We start from the raw sequence: 19,629 nt of genomic DNA, 5'->3' as shown, positions 1-19,629 counted from the left end.
TTGCTTTTACAGGTATTTTAAAACAAAATCCGGGAAAACTCCCAGCAAAACCAACACAAAACTTATAATTACAACTAAAATGAGCAGATTATAGGATTTTTTATATTCAATATCCTGATTTTCTGACCTTTTAAGGAATAAATTAAGTGGAATTTTAATGTAGTAAAACAAGCTTACTACTGTTGTTAAAGCTCCGGTAGCCATCATCAGCATCAGCCAGATACTATGATTTTGCTGATATAGCCCATATACCGCCGAAAACACAAACACCTTACCCGTAAAGCCGGCACTCACCGGCAAGCCTGTCAGCGATATCAGGATGATGGTAAAACACACCCCGGCAACCGGGTATTTTAAACCAAGGCCTTTGTAAGCGTCAAGGTCCTGAGCATCCGCTACATTGGTAAAATAAGTTGCCAGCACCAAGGCGCCAATATTGGCCAATGCATAAACTAACAGGTAATAAGTTAACGCTGATATGCCTTGCTGGTTAAGTACCACTACTGCCATCAGCGCGAAACCGGTATGGCCAATGCTGGAGTAAGCCAGCATCCGTTTAATATTGCTTTGCAATACCGCGGCAAAGTTCCCCGCTATCATGCTGATAATACCCGCCGCTGATAGCACAATAACCAGATCGAATCCGGTATTGGCACCCAGCAGTATAAAAGGCGGTAAAAAGTTAACCAATAAAGCAAAGGCAGCAATTTTAGGTAAGGTGGATAGGTATGCTGTAACCGGCGTTGGCGCGCCCTGGTACACATCGGGCACCCAAAAATGAACGGGCACAAACGACAGCTTAAACCCTATGCCCACCAACACCAGCACAATAGCAAAGGCCGAACTGAGGTGATTAACCTTTAAAAGCTCCATAACGGTATTGTGCTGCAAAATATCCAGCGAACCGCTGAACGCATATAACAACGAAATACCATAAAGCATAATAGCCGACGATGCTGCCCCAAACAATACATATTTTAAGCCCGCCTCGGTACTGAAAGCATTTTCGCTCCGGTAGGCTACCATGAGGTACGATGCGATGGAAACCATCTCGATAGCCAGGTAAATAGACAGCAGGTTTACAGCCATCACCATTAAATGCAAGCCGAATATAGAGGCTATAGTAATGGTATATAAATCTGATAAGCCTTTCTGATGGCTTTTCAGCTTCTCGTCCCAGGTAAAATATAACAGCAGGATAAAAGCCAACACATCAATGATTAATTTAAACCACAGGCCGCTGCGGCTTAGCAGCAGCATTTGGCTAAACAGCAGGTGCGGGCCATCCAATATCAGCCCGAATTGATTTAAATCGGTAAACGCCACCAATAACATGCCCGTAATGGCTACCATGCGGCAGTAACCGGCCGATGTTTTACCAAAAAGCAGGTCGGTTATCATCACAAACACAAACAGCAAACCCAGGTATGCTTCGGGCAAAAAATAGTGCAGGCTGGCAATTACCTGGGTTAGCTGTTCGGATATGTTGGTGAGCAGTTGGTGCATTTATATTATTGAACTATTACTGATTGAATTTTGGGGTACTTAACCTGGTACTTTAACTGCACCTTTTTATCATCCTGCGAATTTAGCACGAAATTCCATGAAAGTTTACCCGTATGCGCATCCAATTTTGCACCCGATGTTTCCTGCACATCTACCTGTATGTCGGAATTTTGCGAAACGGGCACCTGGTCTTCTACTAATAAACTAACCGGCTGGCTTTTGCGGTTTTTAGCTTCAATGAGCCAGTTGCGGGTTTCCTTTTTGTTGGAGCCGAAGATCTGCCGTTCGGCCAGTTCCTTTTGCAGGGTGCGGGTTACTACAATATTTTTATCGTTACCTAAGGATAAATTCAACGTATCGGTAGTGGCCTGTGTATTAATCAGCGACTTGCCGATAAACGTTCCCTCAAAAAACAAACTGGCTTCGCCGGACAGGAAATTGTATTTGTTCCAGTTGGTAAGCTGGGCGGTTAAAAACACATCGGTACTTATTTTAGGCGCAACGTAATACTGATAGCTGGCTTCTAAATCAAACTGGCCAATCTCTACCATATACTGCTTGCCATCTGTTGGCACAGTGTAGGGATTGGCAATGGCAAACTCTACGTTGGTTTGGTTTTCAATTTGCTTTACTTCGATTGGGGTGGTTGAATAGCCCAAGCTGGATATTCCTCTGATCTTTATTTTATCGACGGCTCCGGGTGTAATACTCACTCCGGAAACCCGGCCCCCAAGCGATTCTGATGTGCTTCCATATCCCACAACAACAACTTCGTTTAAGGCATTACTTGACGGTTTTAGCGCCACACTTATTACAGCCGTATTAGCCTGCCGCTCCATCGTTTCATAACCAATGTAGCTATAAGTTATGGTTGGGTTACCTCCGGGTACCTGGATATCGTAATTACCGTCCTTATCGCTTACAGTGCCTATGGAAGAACCTTTTATCCTGATAGATACGCCCGGCAAGGGCTGCCCGTCCTCCTGTGCAACAACTTTGCCCGTAACTTTGGTGATGCTGCCGGCGGCTCCTGAATAATACATCCCGAAATTTAAATAATCCGGGGTAAGCTCGGGCTTACTGCCGCTTACGGTTGGGTTACCTGTTGACAGGGTGATTTTTATGTTCTTCCATTCCTCGCCGCTTTGCTGCGATACATTGGCTTTATAGGTAATGCTGATGGGGCTGTTTACATTTTTGGCCCTGATATCGTAAACCGGGTACCAGCTGGCCGTATGCACCACGTAATTGATGTTGAATGTAGATTGCAAATCGGTTTTAGACGATACCGTAACCAACACATTACTGGTAGTGCTGCGGCGGCCTTTAACAATATCGACAATTTGCTTATCATATTTTTGAAGCTCGAGGTTTAGCAGTGCAACCTGGTCGGCCACGGCTTGTTGTTTTTGTTTGATCTCGGTTAGGCGGGCTGTTTGAAAATCAAGCGCCTGTTTGAGTTTTATAATGTCGAGCCCATTTTTTTCTCCGCTGCCAACCTGGTTTTTTGATAGCATATCGGCCTCTTCCTGGTAAATAGGGAGCAGGCTGTTTTGTAGGGATATTTTATCCCTGATGAGTTTTTGCTGGGCTTGCAGGTCGGTAATTTGTTTTTGCTTCAGTTCTTCGTTTAAAAAATCAAGTTCGTGCTTAACCGAAAGGATGGTAAAGTTGCCACCGGCGCTCACCTGCAGGCTTTGCACATCCATATCTGCCGATAGGTTGTTGAATACCAGGGTTGACGTGCCTGCGCTAATATTTACCTGCGCGGTACGGCTTACCTGCGCACCGCTTAAAAACACGGTAACTTTTTGAACTTTCGAGGCAATTTTTTGCCCTTCGTCGGCTTTGGAGGCAATAGCTATAAATAAAAAAATAGCGGTTGATAGTTTTTTGAACATAACGTCTTCGGTTAAATGGATACTTGCTGTTAGTTTTCCCCCATCAGCCTCAAAGGGCGTTGGGTAAACTAAAGATGCAGCGGTATGCATTTTTCCATAAAAGAATTTATGCTGGTACACTATCAATTATTTGGTGTGTAAAAATTGTATAAAAGCCAGTACCGAATCGTTGATCTTATCAAAAACCAATGATGGCATTATACCCAATGCCAGGGCGATGATGGCCAGTGGCGCAAGGGTAAGTTTCTCGCGCAGGTTTAAATCTGCCAGGGCAGTCTTCCAAACGGCCCCGCCTTTTAATGATTCTTTACCGAAGAACATGCGTTGCAGTGTCCATAAAAAATAGGCCGCGCCAAACAATATGCCCAGGGTGCCGCAAACAGCCATCCAGTAGGGCAGCAAACCGTTTTCTGAATGCGATTTAAATACACCGGCTAATGTAAACGCCTCGGCCACAAATGCCGAAAAGCCCGGCAAGCCCAACGAGGCAAAAAAGGCGATCATGACAAAGGCCGTATATTTTGGCATCAGGGTAGCCAGGCCACGGAAATGGTAAATATCCCTGTCGTGCACCCGGTTGTAGATAACCCCTACCAGGAAGAATAACATAGTTGATAAAAAGCCGTGGCTCACCATTTGCATTACGGCCCCGCTTACGCCCTCGGCAGTCTGCGATGCAATGCCCAGCAGTACAAAACCCATGTGCGATACCGATGAGTAAGCAATCATCCGTTTCAGATCGCGTTGCTCAAGAGCGTTAAACGCGCCGTATAATATGGAGATAACCCCAAGCAGGCCCAGCCAAAAGGCATGCGCTGTGGCTACTTCGGGGAAGATGCCTATGCAGATGCGGATTATACCGTAGCCCCCTATTTTTAACAGGATACCGGCAAGGATAATAGATACCGGCGTAGGTGCCTCTACGTGCGCGTCAGGCAGCCATGTATGCAAGGGCACTACAGGCACTTTAATAGCGAAGGCGATAAACAATACCACAAACCCCACGGTACGCGCAGGCATGCCCAAAATGCTTTGGTGGCCTGCCAGTGAAAATACCGAACCTACATTGAAGTTGGCCGGGTTCATCATCTGCACCATATTAAAAGTATGATTGCCGGTGGCCGGGTCGGTAACCGAGAGGTATAAACCCACCATCACCAACAACATAAACACCGAACCGAACAGCGTATACAAAAAGAATTTGATGGAAGCGTATTCGCGCCTCGCGCCGCCCCACATGCCTATCAGGAAGTACAATGGCAACAGCATCAGCTCATAAAACATGTAAAACAGGAAGAAATCCAGTGCGCAAAACACGCCGATAACTGCCATATCCAGCAACAAAAACAACAGGAAAAAACCTTTAAGGTTGCTCTTGATTTCCCAACAGGCCAAAGTGGCTATTACCAATACCAGCGATGTCATCACAAGCAAGGTGATGGAAATGCCATCTATCCCCACAAAATAATCAATTTGCATTTTGCCCAGGCTGCCCAGGTTAAGGCTTATCCAGGGCAGTTTTTGTACAAACTGAAATTGCTCTTCGTGGTTAATACCGCCAAAGCCGGCGCCTGTTTTAAAGTTCAGGTACATCCAGATGCTGATGCCCAGCTGGATAAGCGTAGCGCCAAGTGTGATATATTTAAAGCTGTTGCGCATGCTTGATGGCAGCAGCATAATGATAATGCCGAACAGTACAGGTATAAATATAAGTAGCGTTAATATATTCATCAGGTTTATATCAGTATTTTTAAAATAAACAGCAGCAGCACAATGGCCAGCATGCTAAACAAATAATATTGCACTTTACCCCCCTGGAATTTACGTGCAAAATTGCCAATACTTTGTACAACGGCAGCCGCCAGGTGCAAAAATCCATCGACAATGTACTTATCGGCCCAGGCAGCAAAACCGGCAACAAATCTGCTCACAGCAGCAAGTAAATGGATAAATCCATCAATAATATTTTTATCAAACCAGTAAAGGAATTTACCCAAACCCAACACAGGTTTTACAAATACACGCTTATATATTTTATCGAAGTACCATTGGTTGTAGGATAGGCGATAAAAGAACCCGGTTTGCGGGAATGCAAAACTGTTTTGTTTTACATAGATGGTATAGGCAGCGTAAATGACCGGTAAGCTGAAAATATTTACCAGTGCCGGGATGGTAAGGTGATAAATACTTTCGAACTTAGCCAGGCCATGCAGCCTTAAACCGCTGGATAACCAGGCCTGCTCGTACCCAAAGGGGTTAAATGAAAACAGCGGAAAGAAGCAGCAAAGAGCCAGTAGGGCCAAAGGCAGGTTGTATTGCCAGCCGCCATCGCCCATGTGCATTTTTAAACCGGGATATATTTGGGGCAGCCTGAATTCGCCAAAGAAAACTTTGAAGATGAGCCTTGCTATGTAAAAAGCGGTAAGCCAGCTGGTCAACAGCGCCATGACAGGGATAATTTTAAACCAGGCAGCTTTGCCGTCGCTCCATTCAAAAGCCTGGATCAGGATACCATCTTTAGATAGGTAGCCCGATGTAAGCGGCAAGCCGACTAATGCCAGCCCACCAATAAGGGCAACAATGAAGGTAAGCGGCAATTTTTTACGCAGGCCACCCATTAACGAAATATCCTGCGGATCGATATCGAGGTTGTTTTCTTCTTTAATGTGCTGCATTTCGTGGATCACGATACCGGCCACCAGGAAAAGTAAACATTTAAAAAAAGCATGCGTAGCCAAATGGAACAGCGACGACGCGTAAGCCCCTACCCCCATGCCCAAAACCATAAAACCTAACTGCGATATGGTAGAATATGCCAGCACCCGTTTTAAATCATTTTGCGTCAGCGCGATGGTAGCCGCCATAAAAGCTGTAAAGCAACCAATGCAGGCGAGTATGGTAAGCTCTGTTTGGGTAAACATTGGATATACCCTGCCCAACAAGAACACCCCGGCAGCAACCATGGTAGCAGCGTGTATTAAGGCTGAAACAGAAGTTGGCCCTTCCATAGCATCGGGCAACCAGGTATGCAGCGGGAACTGTGCCGATTTAGCAGCGACTGCTAAAACGATACCTGCGACGGCGATGTATTGCCAGATGGCGGGTAAAAAAGCACAGACAGTGCCATCGTATATCAGAAAAGGAGCCGACCACGAGCCATCTTTAATAACTGAATATTTAACAAGACTAAATCCACGACCAAATAGTTCCTCGATATCAAATGTCCGATACATTACAAACAAGATAATGATCGCGCTCAATAAACCAATATCCCCTATCCTGTTCATGACAAAAGCTTTTTTGTTGGCTTGTACAGCTTTATCTTTTGTAAACCAGAAACCAATTAACAGGTACGATGAAAAGCCTACCAATTCCCAGAAGGCATAAAACAGCACCAGGTTATCTACAACCACTAAGGCCAGCATGCTGAAACAAAAGAAACTTAGGTAAGTGAAGTAACGGCTGTACCTGTTATCATGCTTCATGTAAGCGGTTGAATAAATATGCACCGGCAAAGCAATAACCGAAACCAACAACAACATCAGCACCGATAAATTATTGAGCAATATGCCTGCATAAACTTCGGTATGGCCAATTATAAACCAAACCTGTTTTACGTGGATCTGCGGATTATTCCATACCCAGGCAAATACTTTGGCGGCCAAAACACAACTTAATAAAATAGCCACGGTAGATATCCAACCCGCAACCTTACTTTTTAACGGCAGGCAAAAGTTTATCAAAGCGGCAAGCAGCGGCGATGCTACAGCTGCGATGGTGCAGACGATGAGGGTAGTATCGGTATGGGATAATTGGTTATTCAATTTATTTTGTTGTGATAACTAAAACCGGGGTTCCATCCAAATATTCTGCCTTAGTTGATTTTTCAATAAAAGTGACCTTCTTTATTTTGTCTGCCGGAATAGCATATAATTTTTTCACAATGTCCAGCGCATTATTTTCAAGTAATACATTGCCGTCTACAACATATTTAAAACGGGATTCATCCCCGTTTTTTAACTTTAGATATTTTATATACTCCGCCGAAAAAGCGCCAAATTTTTTCTGATAATGATTTATAGCAAAATGCTTTGTAATTACAGCCACAATATCACCTTTAACCTGACTTAAAGACGGGTCGGACATTTTACCCTTTTTCAAAACATCAATACTGATGATATCTTCCGGTTTTAACCCCTTTATTTTATTTTTAGATGATAACTCCCCGTCTAAAACATAGATTGTGCTATCTATTTTCGTCATCGCATTTAGTAGGGTGTCTGCTTTCTGTGCATTCGCAAATCCGGCCATCTTGATCAACAATAAAAAAAATAAAAGAAACTTTCTCATCATCAATCCCTCAAATTATTAATCTTACCCGGATCAATGGTTTTATATTTCCTGTACACGTTCAGGATGATAGCCAGCGCTACCGCCGTGGTTGCCGCCGCCAATACAATGGCAAAAAGCGCGAATATTTGCCCGCTGTTGTTAATGCTGTCGTGTTTACCAAATGCAACCAGGTTTAATATGGCGGCATTCAGGATCAATTCAATGCCGATCAATATCTGGATGGCGTTGCGTTTGGATACGATCATGTACAGGCCGATGCAAAACAGTATTACACTCACAATCAAAAAGTCGGTTAAGGTGATCATGCCTCGGCCTCCTTACGTGACAGGTGTGCTGCGCCAACCAGTGCCATCAATAGTAAAATGGAAATAGCCTCAAAAGGCAACAGGTAACGCGTCATTAAGTTAACGCCTATATTATCAACCATCACCGCGTTTGGGGTAATGGTATTGTTGTTGGCGATAGAAGCTTTTACCCAGCTTAGGTTATTTACATCGGCCTTTAATACAACATTGATCATCACGATAAAAAACGAGGCCGCAAGTAATATTGCCGGCAATTTGCCGATGCTGAAGAATTTACCTTTTTGCTGCTGCAAAACATCAAGCGTTTCTTTGCCCGATAGCATAAAGGCAAACAGGATGAGCACCAATATTCCCCCAACGTAAATCACCACCTGCGTAACAGCCACAAAATCGGCCAGGGCCAAAACGTACAGGCCGGCCAGGGCAAACAGGGTGACAAAAAATACAAATATGCTGCGCACCAAATTAGCGGTTGATGCCGCGTACAGCGCCGAAGCCACCGCTATAAAACTCATAAAATAAAACAGCACGCGGACTAAGCTCATGCCCCGCCCTCCTTTTTTTGCATGGCGGCCAGTTTGGCGGCTTGCTTTTCGGCCTGTTGCTTGTCAAACAAGGCACGCTTTTCGGCAGCAACTTCGGGTGGCATGTCCGAGAATTCGTAAACAAGGTCGCTTAGTTCAAAAACGGTTTTATCGTATTGGTTGGTCATCACAATGCACTCGGTTGGGCACACAATGGTGCACAGGCCGCAGTACATGCATTTGGCCATATCTATATCAAACTTAGCTGCGTAAAGACGTTTGGTGGTACCATCGGATGTTTGGCCGATGGCCTCCGTAGCTTTTATGGCTTCAATATCAATACAATCTACCGGGCATACTTTGGCGCATAAATCGCACACTATGCAATCGTCCATCTCCACATCCAGCTGGTATCGACCAATTTCGGGCACCGGTAATTGCTGCTTGGGATACTGAATGGTGTTGGTACCTTTTTCCAGTTGTTTAAAGTAGTTACTATCACTTACGGTTGTAATCTTCCGCGCAGAATTATTGGCAAACAAGTGCTTCACGGTAAGACTTAAACCTTTCCATGCCGTTGTAAAACCGCTGATTAACTTCGTTAACAAATTCTAATATTGTTGAAATTCTAAACTCTAAATTCTCTAATTGTTAAAATTCTAAATTCAATTTCTTAAATCCGAAATCGAACATCCGAATTCCGAAATCACATAAGCCACAACCTCCACACACCCGAAATCAGCACACATAAAAATGCCAGCGGGGTGAGTACTTTCCAGCAAAGGTTCATCAGTTGGTCTACCCGGAAACGGGGAAGCGTCCACCTGATCCACATTTGTACAGCTACCAGCCCTAATGTTTTTAGGGTTACCCATAATATACCCCACCACATATTAGTTGTCCAGTCGGCTAAATGTACAGGGCCCATATTGGGTAATGGTGTATTCCAGGCGCCTAAAAAAAGGATCACCCCAATCATACTCACCAAAAACATCATCGAATACTCGGCCAAAAAAACCAGCGCGAAACGGATGCCCGTAAACTCGGTATGAAAACCTGCCACCAACTCCGATTCCGCTTCGGGAATATCAAAGGGGGCGCGGTTGCTTTCGGCCAATGAAGCTATAAAGTAAATTACAAACGCAATGATCAAATGCGGGGCGCGGAATATATTCCAGCTCAAAAATCCGCCGGTAGCGGTTACGTCCCAAAAGCCAGCAAACGTTATTTTTTCTGGCGCTAATACCCCTTGCTGCATGGCTATCGCCTGCAGGTCCAGTGTTTGGGCAATCATCACTACGGATATAATGGCAAAGCCCGTTGGAATTTCGTAGGAGATAATTTGCGCGGCAGAGCGCATAGCCCCTAATATTGAATATTTGTTATTTGATCCCCAGCCGGCCATCAGGATACCCAATGTCTCGATAGAGATAATGGCGAAGATATAATAGATGCCTAAATTTATTTTCGAGGGAATAAGCCCGGGCCCCCAGGGCAGGGCGGCAAAACCCATGTATACCGCTATAAATATTACAGCAGGTGCCAGCATAAACAGCCATTTATCGGCAGCTGCCGGGATAATGAGCTCCTTTTGGATCATCTTCATAATATCGGCCAGGGTTTGCAGCGAGCCGAATTTGCCCGTTTCGGTAGGGCCAAGCCTGTCCTGGATAAATGCAGAGATCTTCCGCTCAGCATAAACACCAAACAACGCAAAAAAGGCCGAAAAACTGAACAACCCTATAGCAACAATAAAATATGTGATATAATAATTCAAGTGCTTTTTTGATGAAGCTGCAAACTTACTAAATGTTGAGTTATTTTAGACGACAAGTTTAGTATATTAAATTGGTGGGTGGTTGATTGGGTGAGTGGTTTGCATAAACATGGCCTTGAATGCCGGCGAAGCTTTTCTAAACTTCTTAAAAAACACAAAAAATCCAAATAGGATACCCCTACCGGATTTTTTTATTGACTTACAACTTAAGAGCTTACTGTGGCTTATACAGTGTTTTTGACAATTCTTTTAGCCCTTCCTCATAAGTTGTAGGTTTAAAATTAAAAGCCTTTTCAAACTTACTGCTGTCAAAAATATAGTCGTGATCGTACTGGTAGTACATCTCCACAGTGCCCATAACCACTTTTTGGAACAGGCCTATCAGCCATAGCATGTATTTGCGTAAAACAAAGAATTTAGGTTTTACGCTGTATACCCCGGCGGCAATAGTCATAAACTGTTTGCCGGTTATGGCCGGCGGCGTGGGCAGGTGCCATACCTGGTTATCACTATCTGGGTTTTGACCAAGCAGGAACATCGCTTTACCGGCATCGGGGATGTAAATAAAGTTGTGTTTTTTGTTTGGGTCGCCAATCCACTGGGCGGTTTGTTTAGCGGCGTATTTGGTTATCACCATCATATCTACAAAGCTGTTTAACGAGTCGGTGCCGTAAAAATCGGGTGCACGTGCAATGGAAGCACGAATAGTTCCAGCCTTAACTTCGTCCATCAGCATATTGGCAATGCCTGCGCGTACCTGTCCTTTTTTGCTGCCGGGGTTGTAGGGAGTATCCTCTGTCATGGGGCCATCAACCAGGCCATACATATATACGTTATCAAAAAATATCAATCGTGCCCCGGTGGCTTTGGTAACATTGATCACATTTTGCATAATAACAGGCCATTGTGCCTGCCAGATGGCTGCATCATAAACAATACCGGCCGCCATGTAAATAACTGTTGCCCCCTGGGCAGCCGCCAAAACTTCATCATAATTTAACAAATCGGCCTTTTGCCAGGTTACATTTTTACCAGTAATGTTTACCGGTTTGCGGCTCACCAAACGAACGGTTTGGTTGGCGTTAATCAATTCGCGGCTAAGGGCATTTGCCACTGTACCGCCTGCTCCTAATATGGTGTGCATCATCTTTTCGTTTTTGTTTATCCAAAGGTATTGTGGCTATGGTTATCAAAACGTTAACAAAAGATAAGAAAAACACGATTTCAGGATTATACAGGATTGACAGGATTTAATGTGCAAATTTCAAATTAACTGCGTTGAGGACTGGGCCGTTTCAGATGTGCAGATAATGTCAACATCAATAGGAAATTATCACATTGATCCCGAATTACTTTTGATTATTGGATTTGTGCTTTTGGCTTTAAGCTTTCCGCTTCTCTACGCGCTTATCTTCATAATCCTTCTCCTGATCCGCGAAAGCGAAACGGGCGTTATGCCCAGGTAATTGGCTATATAATGTTGCGGGATGCGCTGCATTACTTCGCCGCCAGTTTCAAGTAGTTTATGGTAGCGTTCTTCGGGTGTTTGGGTGATGAAGGAGGCTACACGGTCTTCATAGCAAATAAGATAGTGTTCTGCCATTAGCCGGCCAAAGCGTTCCATTTTGAAGCTCATTATTTGATTTGCGCAAACTTCCTGCAGGGCATTATGGCTCAAGGTAACAATTTGCGAATCTTCCAAAGCCTGGATATAGAACAAACCTGGCTGGCGGGTAAGGAAGCTTTTGTAGGAGCTGAGCATCTCATCCTCGAAACTAAAATAACCGGTTATTTCTTCGCCATCTTTAACATGAAAGTACCTTACTGCACCCTTTGCAACCAAACCGATGTGATTGCATACTTTTCCCGGCTCGGCAAAGTTTTTTTTCTTTTTTAGGGTGATTACTTCCAGGTACGCCGAAAGTATATTCCATTCGTCATCAGTAAGCACCACATATAAATGGACATGCTCCCTGAATTTGTTGAGAGCTGTTAGCGTGTCCATATTCTATCTAACAGGAATAAAACCGCAAATACAACACTGGCAATGCCGTTGGTGGTCATAAAAGCAAAGTTTACCCGGCTCAAATCGGTTGGTTTTACCAGCAGGTGCTGGTAAATGAGCATAGCGCAGAAAAACGCTATGCCAACATAGTATAAAATACCTACATGTGTAAAAAACACCGGCATCATAATAAATAAAGCCGATAACACGTGCAAAAACGTTGACAGCCGTAATGCGTTTACCTTACCCAAATAGGCAGGGATAGAATGCAGGTTTTGGCTGCGGTCGAAGTCTTCATCCTGCAGGGCGTAAATAATATCAAACCCGCTCACCCAGCATAGCACCGATAGCGAGAAGAATATGGGGGTTAACGCAAATTCGCCGGTAACTACAAGGTAAGCACCGATAGGGGCAAGGGATAAGCCCAAACCTAAAACTAAATGACAAAGTGCAGTAAAGCGCTTGGTAGCGCTATAGCCCATCACCACAAATAAAGCAATTGGGGATAGATAAAAGCATAAAGGATTAATAAAAAATGTAGCCGCGATAAACAGTACGCAATTGATTAACGTAAAGGTTAATGCCGCAGGCGCACTAATACGCCCTGCCGGAATATCCCGTTGTTTGGTTCGCGGGTTTTGGGCATCAATGTCCCTATCCAAATAGCGGTTAAAAGCCATAGCCGAGTTACGGGCGAAAATCATGCACAGCACCATAAGCACCAGCTTACGCCAATCGAAGGTGTGTTGCGTGGTGGTTACAGCCAAAAAGAAGCCGATAAACGCAAATGGCATGGCGAAGATGGTGTGGGTAAAAGTTACTAATGAAAGGTATTTTTTCATATTGTGTTTATCCCTTTTTATAGGGTTGTTTTCAATGTTTATTTTAGATGTACACGGCGTTTACAAATGAAAGCAGATCAAAAAAGCGCTGGCCCCGTGCGATTCCCCTCTTGAGAGGGGGGAGGGGTGTGTTCTGCAACATAGCTCTCAATTGTTCTTAAAACATTAGCGATATCTTTTCTTACTTCCTGTTCGGTAAAACGAATTATTGTTAAATCATATTTTACAAGTTCCTGGTCCCGTAAATTATCTGCCTCAGCTTTTTCTTCGTGATTATGATAATGTCCGTCAACCTCAATTACCAAATTTAACTCACTGCAATAAAAGTCTACAATATAATTTAACAACGGTTTTTGCCTATGAAAATCAAAACCAAAGCCTTTTCCCTTTATTTCATTCCAAAGCAATACTTCGCCCAGGGTACTATCGTTTCTTAGCTTGCGGGCTAAGTCTTTTAGGTTTGGGTTGTATGGTATTATTTTGCGTGGCATAAATACGTATCGCTTTGCTTTAATGGCGTACAACACATCCCTGCAGCCGCACTTTCTTTCGCGCCCCCTCTCGAGAGGGGATTTAAAAAAGCGACATTTTAATCCCTCGGCTCAAAATGTGGTACCACAAAACTCTTATTAATATTATCTATAAAACCCAAAATCTCATCCCTGCCCGTTTGTAGCTCGGCCGAGGTGATGAAGTATTGCGGGGATTCTTCAAAAGTTTCCAGCATGGCTTTTTTGAATTTGGCTATGTTCTGGTCGGTTTTAACGCTCGATTGTTTGTCGGCCTTGGTGAAAACCAGTACAAACGACAAGCCTTTTTCGCCCAGCCAGTTACAAAATTCGATATCTATTTTTTGCGGCTCCAGGCGGCTATCAATCAATACCATCACGCATTGCAGGCTTTCGCGCTTATCAAGATAGTTATGGATAAATTTATTCCAGTTGGCTTTGTTTGTTTTGGATGCCCGGGCATATCCGTAGCCGGGTAAATCAACAATATACCAGCTGTCGTTAATAAAAAAGTGATTTATCAGCTGGGTTTTACCCGGTGTTTGCGATGTTTTGGCTAATCCTTTTTTTTGCGTGAGCATGTTGATCAGCGAAGATTTGCCTACGTTTGAGCGCCCTATAAAAGCGTACTCGGCCTTAATGGGCGGCGGCAACTTCGAAATTTGGGTATTGCTGCAAATAAATTCGGCCGTTTTAACAATCATGCTGCAAAGGTAATTATTTTTAACTGCCAGCATATGCCCGCTAACCTGTGCCGGTACATGCTTGCTTTGTGTTGTTTTACAATGAGTAAACAAATGTAAGCGCAATAATACTTAAATTTGATGTTTAAACATGCAATATAATGAACGATTATAAAATTCCTGCCCAAACCCGCATTGGTCACGTACATTTAAAGGTAAGCGACCTGCAAAAATCCCTTGATTTTTATTGTGGCCTGCTGGGCTTTGATAAAATGGCGATGTACGGCGATCAGGCAGCTTTTATATCTGCGGGTGGCTATCATCACCATATTGGCTTAAATACCTGGCACAGTAAAGGCGCTTCGCCGGCGCCGGAATATGCGCCGGGCTTGTACCATACTGCTATACTTTACCCCGAGCGTAAAGACCTTGCTGCAATACTACAGCGGCTGATTGATGCCAAATACCCCATCACCGGCGCATCAGATCATGGCGTATCCGAAGCCATCTACCTGAATGACCCCGACCAGAATGGCGTTGAGCTTTACTGGGACCGCCCTAAAGAACAATGGCCGCTGGATGAAAATGGAGCATTGACTATGTTTACCAGGAGGCTGGATATAGAGGGTTTGCTGGCTTTGGCTAAGTAAGCTGAAGAAAAATCAGTAGTTCTGTAGGTGGTTGAGAAATGCCGGTTGTGGAGGCACAACCCGCTGTAATTAAATTTTTGCGCCTTTTATGGGACATCACAAACTGCCAAACAGGTTTTTAATGGCTATATCATCGGGAGTTTCGGTTAAAACTATAAAAACGCTGGTGCCAATTTGTACAGGTTTAAATTTGATATAGACCTCTGATAAAGAATAACGCTCATTTGATTTAAGATACTTAAACACCCTGTTGGCCAGTGCTTTGTTTTTATAAATAAATTCGCTTACACCAAGGTGTTGATTTTTGGAGTTGATGGTAAAATTACAGCATCTAAATGCATCATACTTATAAAGTAGTTTACTTTTTAAAGTTTGTTTGAAAAAGCCGACCTCGTAGCTTGTCGAGAAGCTTCCATTTTTGATATCCTTTGGGTTATACGGTAGCCTAACGCTGCAAGTCTCCAATATCCGGATCATCTGGCTTTTAGAATGGTTGACTACCCGCACACTGTCTTTTATAACCTGTGCGCGGGCATTACCAAAGTACAAACTAAGGCAACATATCAAGATAAGTTTCCTCAACATATTAAATTCCAAAGCAAAAAATCCTGTTAATCCTGCAAAATCCCTAAATCGTGTTATAGCTCCTTTATTCTGATGTTCCGAAAGTATGCTTTGTGCCCGTGGTCCTGCAGAGCAATTAAACCGGTTTTAGCGGCGCCGTAGTCGGGATAGTCTTTCCATTTTCCTTCGGCTTTTTTCTTGTTCCATTCGTCGGTCCAGGCCTCAAAGGCTATTATTTTCGATCCGTTTAGCCAGTGCTCTACATGGCCATTGTTGAACACTATTTTGCTGATGTTCCACTTACCAACCGGCTCCAGTTTTTTAAGGGTGTTGGGCAGGTACATGGCATAATCGCAGCCCGTTTTTTGCCATTCTTCCAGTTTGTCGGGCCAACCTTCATCGTCGATGATCTGGTATTCGGGACCGGTATTATAGGTGGCATGGTATTTCGGGTCTTCAATTACGTGGTATAGTACGCCGCTGTTGCTGCCTTTGTCAATTTTCCATTCCCACTCCAGTTCAAAGTTGGTATAAGCTTTATCGGTTACAATATCGCCGCCCGTATCGCCTTCGGCTGCGCCAAGGCAAACCAGCGCGCCATTAACAATGGTCCAGTTTTTAACTTCGCCTTTTTTGTTGAAGCTGTGCCAGCCATTTAAAGTTTTGCCATCAAAAAGGTTTACCCACGGGCCTTTTTTAACTGGTGCTTTTTTTACGTGCGGCGGCACTTTTACGCTAACCGCCGATGTTTGCACACAAACCAAAGCCGCCGCGGCCATTACCAACCCCAGTTTTTTCAATTGTTGTTTCATAACTTATTGAATAGATGTTTTTGTCTTGACTCTTGATTCTTAACTCTTCTTCGAAACCTGCATTTTCTCCGGGTCCCAAAACATGGGGCTATTATTGTAGTAGCTGTCATTACACAATAAGGCAGGGGCCGCAGCACGATAGCCAAATACGGCATCTTCGGTTACCTTGCCATTATTGCGGATGGCGTTGAAAAAATTGTTCATATGATCGTACGGCCCTCCCATGTAGCCTTTGTCGGCATCGTAGGTGATCTCTTCGGGTGGCAGCATCTTTTTGCGTTCGGCATAGCCAACTCCGGCTTTCTTTAGCTTATCTAAATAAAAGGGATCGTCGCTGGCAAAAGTTTTGTTGCGTTTAAGGGTTACCTTGTCCCAGGTAATATCCATCGAGCCTTCGCTGCCTACCAGTTTTAAATAGGTGGTGCCGCTGGTGCCATCCACAAAATTGCAACGCAGCGAAAGGTTGAATGCCGGGTGCGCCTGGGTTTTGCCGTAATCAAAAGTACCCAACAATACATCGGGTACTTCTCGGCCATCGTTCCAGAAACGCAGGCCGCCCGATGCATAAATTTTGTTCGGCCCCATCGAGTCGGTTATAAAGTGCAGGCTCGAAAACAGGTGCACAAATAAATCGCCGGCCATGCCGGTGCCATAGTCGGTATAGTTTCTCCAGCGGAAAAACCTTTTTTCATCAAAGGGGCGTTTTTTTGTATTGCTAATGTAGGTTTCCCAATCCAGCGTTTGGGGCGATGCATCTGCCGGGATGGGGTATTGCCAAACCTCCAGCGGTTCGCGGCGCGCCCAAAATCCTTCGGCATAATTCAGCTGACCGATAGCGCCGCTTTTTAACAGTTCATGCGCTTTCTCGTTACCTAATGATGATACGCCCTGGCTGCCCACCTGGAAAATTTTACCCGTTTCCTGCTGGGCCTTTATTACGGCCGGGCCTTCGGTAATGGCGTGTACCATGGGTTTTTCGCAGTATACATGTTTGCCGGCGTGCATGGCATCAACAGATATTTGCTGGTGCCAATGATCGGGTGTGGCAATAATAACAGCATCAATATCCTTACGGTTCAGTATCTCTTTATAAACCCGGGTGGTGAAAATATCGGCACCATACTTGGTTTTAGCATCTTTAAGGCGGCCATCGTACAAATCGCAAACGGCTACCAGCTTTACACCAGGAATTTTTAGCGCTGTATCGGTATCGCTGTTGCCCATGCCACCGGCGCCTATCAGGGCGATGTTGATTTGGTCGTTAAATTCATAACCCAATTGCCTTTTTAATATGGCGAAGGGTTTAACGGCACTTTGCGATGCAAACAGGCTGTTGCCAACCGCAACGGCTGCAGTGGTTGTGGTTAATTTTTTAATAAAACTTCGGCGCGAGGATTCTTGTTTTTCTTTCATAGATAAGGGACATTCAATTGATGTATATTTTAATTTAAAGAAAGCTTGAAAAATTGTTATCCTTTTAAAGGATAGCCTTGCTGCATTTGCTTAGCCTTAAATTGGTTTTTAAAATTAGTGAATTGACTTAACATTTACACAAGCCTGTCAACTTAATCCAACCAGATAAAATCAATCAACATACAATCGCTATCTTTGCGCACATTATAAAAATGAGCAAAACCATAACTCCGTACAATAATGAGCAGACCACCAAGAAAGAACAGGTGGCCGATATGTTCAACAATATATCAAAAACCTACGATTTTTTGAATCATTTCATGTCTTTAGGCATCGATATCATCTGGCGTAAAAAGGCTATCAACGAATTAAAGAAAGATCAGCCCAAACTGATCCTTGACGTAGCTACCGGCACCGGCGATTTTGCCTTTGAGGCTTTGAAGATACTGAAGCCCGAAAAAATTATTGGTGTGGATATTTCACGCGGAATGCTTGACATCGCGGAGCAAAAAATTGCTAAACGCGGCCTGGGTGATAAATTTGGCGTAAAGCTGGGCGATTCGGAGAAACTGCCATTCACCGATAATGAATTTGACGCGGTTACCGTAGCTTACGGCGTACGTAATTTCGAGAACCTGGAAGTTGGCCTGGCCGATATTCAACGGGTTTTAAAACCGGGTGGTAAAGCAGTAGTACTGGAGTTTTCAAAACCAAAGGCATTCCCTGTAAAACAGTTGTACAATTTTTACTTTAATTATATAACACCGGGTATTGGCAAGTTGTTCAGCAAAGATTCCCGCGCATATAGTTACCTGCCCGAGTCGGTTGCCGCTTTCCCCGATGGCAAAAATTTTGTGGCTTTAATGGATAAAGTAGGTTTTAAAAATACCAAACACAGGCCGTTGGCGTTTGGAATTTGTTCGATATACACAGGCGTTAAATGATCAAAAACCGGTACCTCTTACTTTTATGCCTTTTATTTTGCAGCAAAATTTCGCTGGCACAATATGTACCGGCATGGGGCGGAGGTGCCGATCAGCAAGACCTGAGCTTTGGTTTCAGTTTTAGCTATGTAAGCAGCGACCTGCGGATAGTTAAAAAGCCCGACTGGCGCAAACCCTTTTTTGATGCCGCCACCAACAAAAACATCACCGACTCGGTAAACAGCATCGGCTCAAAAAGCCAACCTGGCTTTGCCATTGGCTTTTTAGCCCGCTACACCTTAACCGAACATTTTGAAGTTCGCGTAACCCCATCCTTGGTTTTTGCCGACCGGAACCTGAGTTATACTTACGCCAATCCCGACCAAAACCAGGTAAAGCAAATTCAGACCACCTCGGTAGAAATACCCCTTTCTTTCAAGCTAAAATCAGACAGACTGGGCGATTTTCGCGCTTATATTTTGGGTGGAGTAAAATATACCAAGGCCATCGGCACCAAAAAGGATGAAACCAATCTTGATCCCTTAGATAAGATGGTAAAAAACGTTGGCGGTTTTAGCTCATACGAAGCCGGCCTGGGCTGCGATATTTATTTCGAGTTTTTTAAGCTGTCGCCTCAAATCAAAGTATCCAACTCCTTTGGCAATATCCTGGTGCCCGAGAATCACCCATTTTCGGCACCTATCAGTAAGTTGTCGTTACATACGGTGATGTTTAGTTTGTTTTTTGAGTAGCGCCGGCGGGTGAGTCTTCGCCGATGTTCAACGCGCTCCCAAAACTATCCTTACCCACACACGACAATAATCCAAACTAAAAAACATAATTTCGCAGCCATAGTTATACT

20 protein-coding genes are annotated in these 19,629 nt (G+C 44.1%); 3 read left to right on the top strand and 17 right to left on the bottom strand.

The window, feature by feature from the left end:
- Positions 1-6: 6 nt before the first annotated feature.
- The 14 genes from AC1RM2_RS24395 to yihA all read right to left on the bottom strand — a co-directional run bounded on the left by AC1RM2_RS24395 (position 7) and on the right by yihA (position 14,426).
- A complete protein-coding gene (locus tag AC1RM2_RS24395; RefSeq protein ID WP_492987726.1) occupies positions 7-1,506 on the bottom strand; it encodes an NADH-quinone oxidoreductase subunit N in 1,500 nt (499 codons plus the stop codon).
- Between the two features lie 5 nt (positions 1,507-1,511).
- Entirely contained in the window at positions 1,512-3,527 is a 2,016-nt protein-coding gene (locus AC1RM2_RS24390) for a mucoidy inhibitor MuiA family protein (protein ID WP_492987725.1), read from the bottom strand.
- A gap of 6 nt (positions 3,528-3,533) precedes the next feature.
- On the bottom strand, positions 3,534-5,138 hold the full coding sequence (locus AC1RM2_RS24385; RefSeq protein ID WP_492987724.1) for a complex I subunit 4 family protein: 1,605 nt from the start codon (positions 5,136-5,138) through the stop codon (positions 3,534-3,536).
- 5 nt (positions 5,139-5,143) lie between these two features.
- Positions 5,144-7,231 carry an NADH-quinone oxidoreductase subunit 5 family protein gene (locus AC1RM2_RS24380; RefSeq protein ID WP_492987723.1) on the bottom strand — a complete coding sequence of 696 codons (2,088 nt, stop codon included), beginning with the start codon at positions 7,229-7,231 and terminating at the stop codon, positions 5,144-5,146.
- Position 7,232: 1 nt separating this feature from the next.
- Positions 7,233-7,718 carry a hypothetical protein gene (locus AC1RM2_RS24375; RefSeq protein WP_492987722.1) on the bottom strand — a complete coding sequence of 162 codons (486 nt, stop codon included), beginning with the start codon at positions 7,716-7,718 and terminating at the stop codon, positions 7,233-7,235.
- A 41-nt stretch (positions 7,719-7,759) separates the two neighbouring features.
- Complete coding sequence (gene nuoK / locus AC1RM2_RS24370; protein ID WP_492987721.1) at positions 7,760-8,065, bottom strand: NADH-quinone oxidoreductase subunit NuoK; 306 nt, start codon at positions 8,063-8,065, stop codon at positions 7,760-7,762.
- Positions 8,062-8,610, bottom strand: a complete 549-nt coding sequence (locus AC1RM2_RS24365; protein ID WP_492987720.1) for an NADH-quinone oxidoreductase subunit J family protein — start codon at positions 8,608-8,610, stop codon at positions 8,062-8,064. Before AC1RM2_RS24365 ends, nuoK begins: the two co-directional genes overlap by 4 nt.
- Positions 8,607-9,197 carry a 4Fe-4S binding protein gene (locus AC1RM2_RS24360; protein ID WP_492987718.1) on the bottom strand — a complete coding sequence of 197 codons (591 nt, stop codon included), beginning with the start codon at positions 9,195-9,197 and terminating at the stop codon, positions 8,607-8,609. Before AC1RM2_RS24360 ends, AC1RM2_RS24365 begins: the two co-directional genes overlap by 4 nt.
- A 98-nt stretch (positions 9,198-9,295) precedes the next feature.
- Entirely contained in the window at positions 9,296-10,366 is a 1,071-nt protein-coding gene (gene nuoH / locus AC1RM2_RS24355; protein WP_492987717.1) for an NADH-quinone oxidoreductase subunit NuoH, read from the bottom strand.
- Positions 10,367-10,580: 214 nt separating this feature from the next.
- A complete protein-coding gene (locus AC1RM2_RS24350; RefSeq protein WP_492987716.1) occupies positions 10,581-11,513 on the bottom strand; it encodes an NAD-dependent epimerase/dehydratase family protein in 933 nt (310 codons plus the stop codon).
- Between the two features lie 252 nt (positions 11,514-11,765).
- On the bottom strand, positions 11,766-12,371 hold the full coding sequence (locus AC1RM2_RS24345) for a Crp/Fnr family transcriptional regulator (RefSeq protein WP_492987715.1): 606 nt from the start codon (positions 12,369-12,371) through the stop codon (positions 11,766-11,768).
- Positions 12,359-13,213, bottom strand: coding sequence for a UbiA-like polyprenyltransferase (locus AC1RM2_RS24340; RefSeq protein ID WP_492987714.1), 855 nt, complete (start codon positions 13,211-13,213; stop codon positions 12,359-12,361). The genes AC1RM2_RS24345 and AC1RM2_RS24340 overlap by 13 nt, the downstream gene beginning before the upstream one ends.
- A gap of 77 nt (positions 13,214-13,290) precedes the next feature.
- Entirely contained in the window at positions 13,291-13,704 is a 414-nt protein-coding gene (locus tag AC1RM2_RS24335; RefSeq protein ID WP_492987713.1) for an endonuclease domain-containing protein, read from the bottom strand.
- A gap of 98 nt (positions 13,705-13,802) precedes the next feature.
- A complete protein-coding gene (yihA, locus tag AC1RM2_RS24330) occupies positions 13,803-14,426 on the bottom strand; it encodes a ribosome biogenesis GTP-binding protein YihA/YsxC (RefSeq protein ID WP_492987712.1) in 624 nt (207 codons plus the stop codon).
- Between the two features lie 140 nt (positions 14,427-14,566).
- Between yihA and AC1RM2_RS24325 the strand changes: the two genes are divergently transcribed.
- Positions 14,567-15,055: a VOC family protein gene (locus AC1RM2_RS24325; RefSeq protein ID WP_492987711.1), complete on the top strand. Its 489-nt coding sequence runs from the start codon at positions 14,567-14,569 to the stop codon at positions 15,053-15,055.
- Positions 15,056-15,151: 96 nt separating this feature from the next.
- On the opposite strand, the gene AC1RM2_RS24320 is transcribed toward AC1RM2_RS24325, so the two are convergent.
- Genes AC1RM2_RS24320 through AC1RM2_RS24310 form a run of 3 tightly spaced genes read right to left on the bottom strand, consistent with a single transcriptional unit; the run spans position 15,152 to position 17,844 of the window.
- Positions 15,152-15,640 carry a hypothetical protein gene (locus AC1RM2_RS24320; RefSeq protein WP_492987710.1) on the bottom strand — a complete coding sequence of 163 codons (489 nt, stop codon included), beginning with the start codon at positions 15,638-15,640 and terminating at the stop codon, positions 15,152-15,154.
- 53 nt (positions 15,641-15,693) lie between these two features.
- A complete protein-coding gene (locus AC1RM2_RS24315) occupies positions 15,694-16,431 on the bottom strand; it encodes a 3-keto-disaccharide hydrolase (RefSeq protein WP_492987709.1) in 738 nt (245 codons plus the stop codon).
- A gap of 39 nt (positions 16,432-16,470) precedes the next feature.
- Complete coding sequence (locus AC1RM2_RS24310; RefSeq protein WP_492987708.1) at positions 16,471-17,844, bottom strand: Gfo/Idh/MocA family protein; 1,374 nt, start codon at positions 17,842-17,844, stop codon at positions 16,471-16,473.
- A gap of 212 nt (positions 17,845-18,056) precedes the next feature.
- On the opposite strand from AC1RM2_RS24310, the gene ubiE reads away from it, so the two are divergent.
- Positions 18,057-18,788, top strand: a complete 732-nt coding sequence (gene ubiE / locus AC1RM2_RS24305) for a bifunctional demethylmenaquinone methyltransferase/2-methoxy-6-polyprenyl-1,4-benzoquinol methylase UbiE (protein ID WP_492987707.1) — start codon at positions 18,057-18,059, stop codon at positions 18,786-18,788.
- Positions 18,785-19,519, top strand: coding sequence for a type IX secretion/gliding motility protein PorT/SprT (porT, locus tag AC1RM2_RS24300; RefSeq protein ID WP_492987706.1), 735 nt, complete (start codon positions 18,785-18,787; stop codon positions 19,517-19,519). Before ubiE ends, porT begins: the two co-directional genes overlap by 4 nt.
- The last annotated feature ends 110 nt before the right edge of the window (positions 19,520-19,629 follow it).

It is taken from the genome of Mucilaginibacter sp. GW822-FHT03E02 (assembly GCF_058801545.1).
This window is presented reverse-complemented; position numbering and strand designations above follow the sequence as displayed.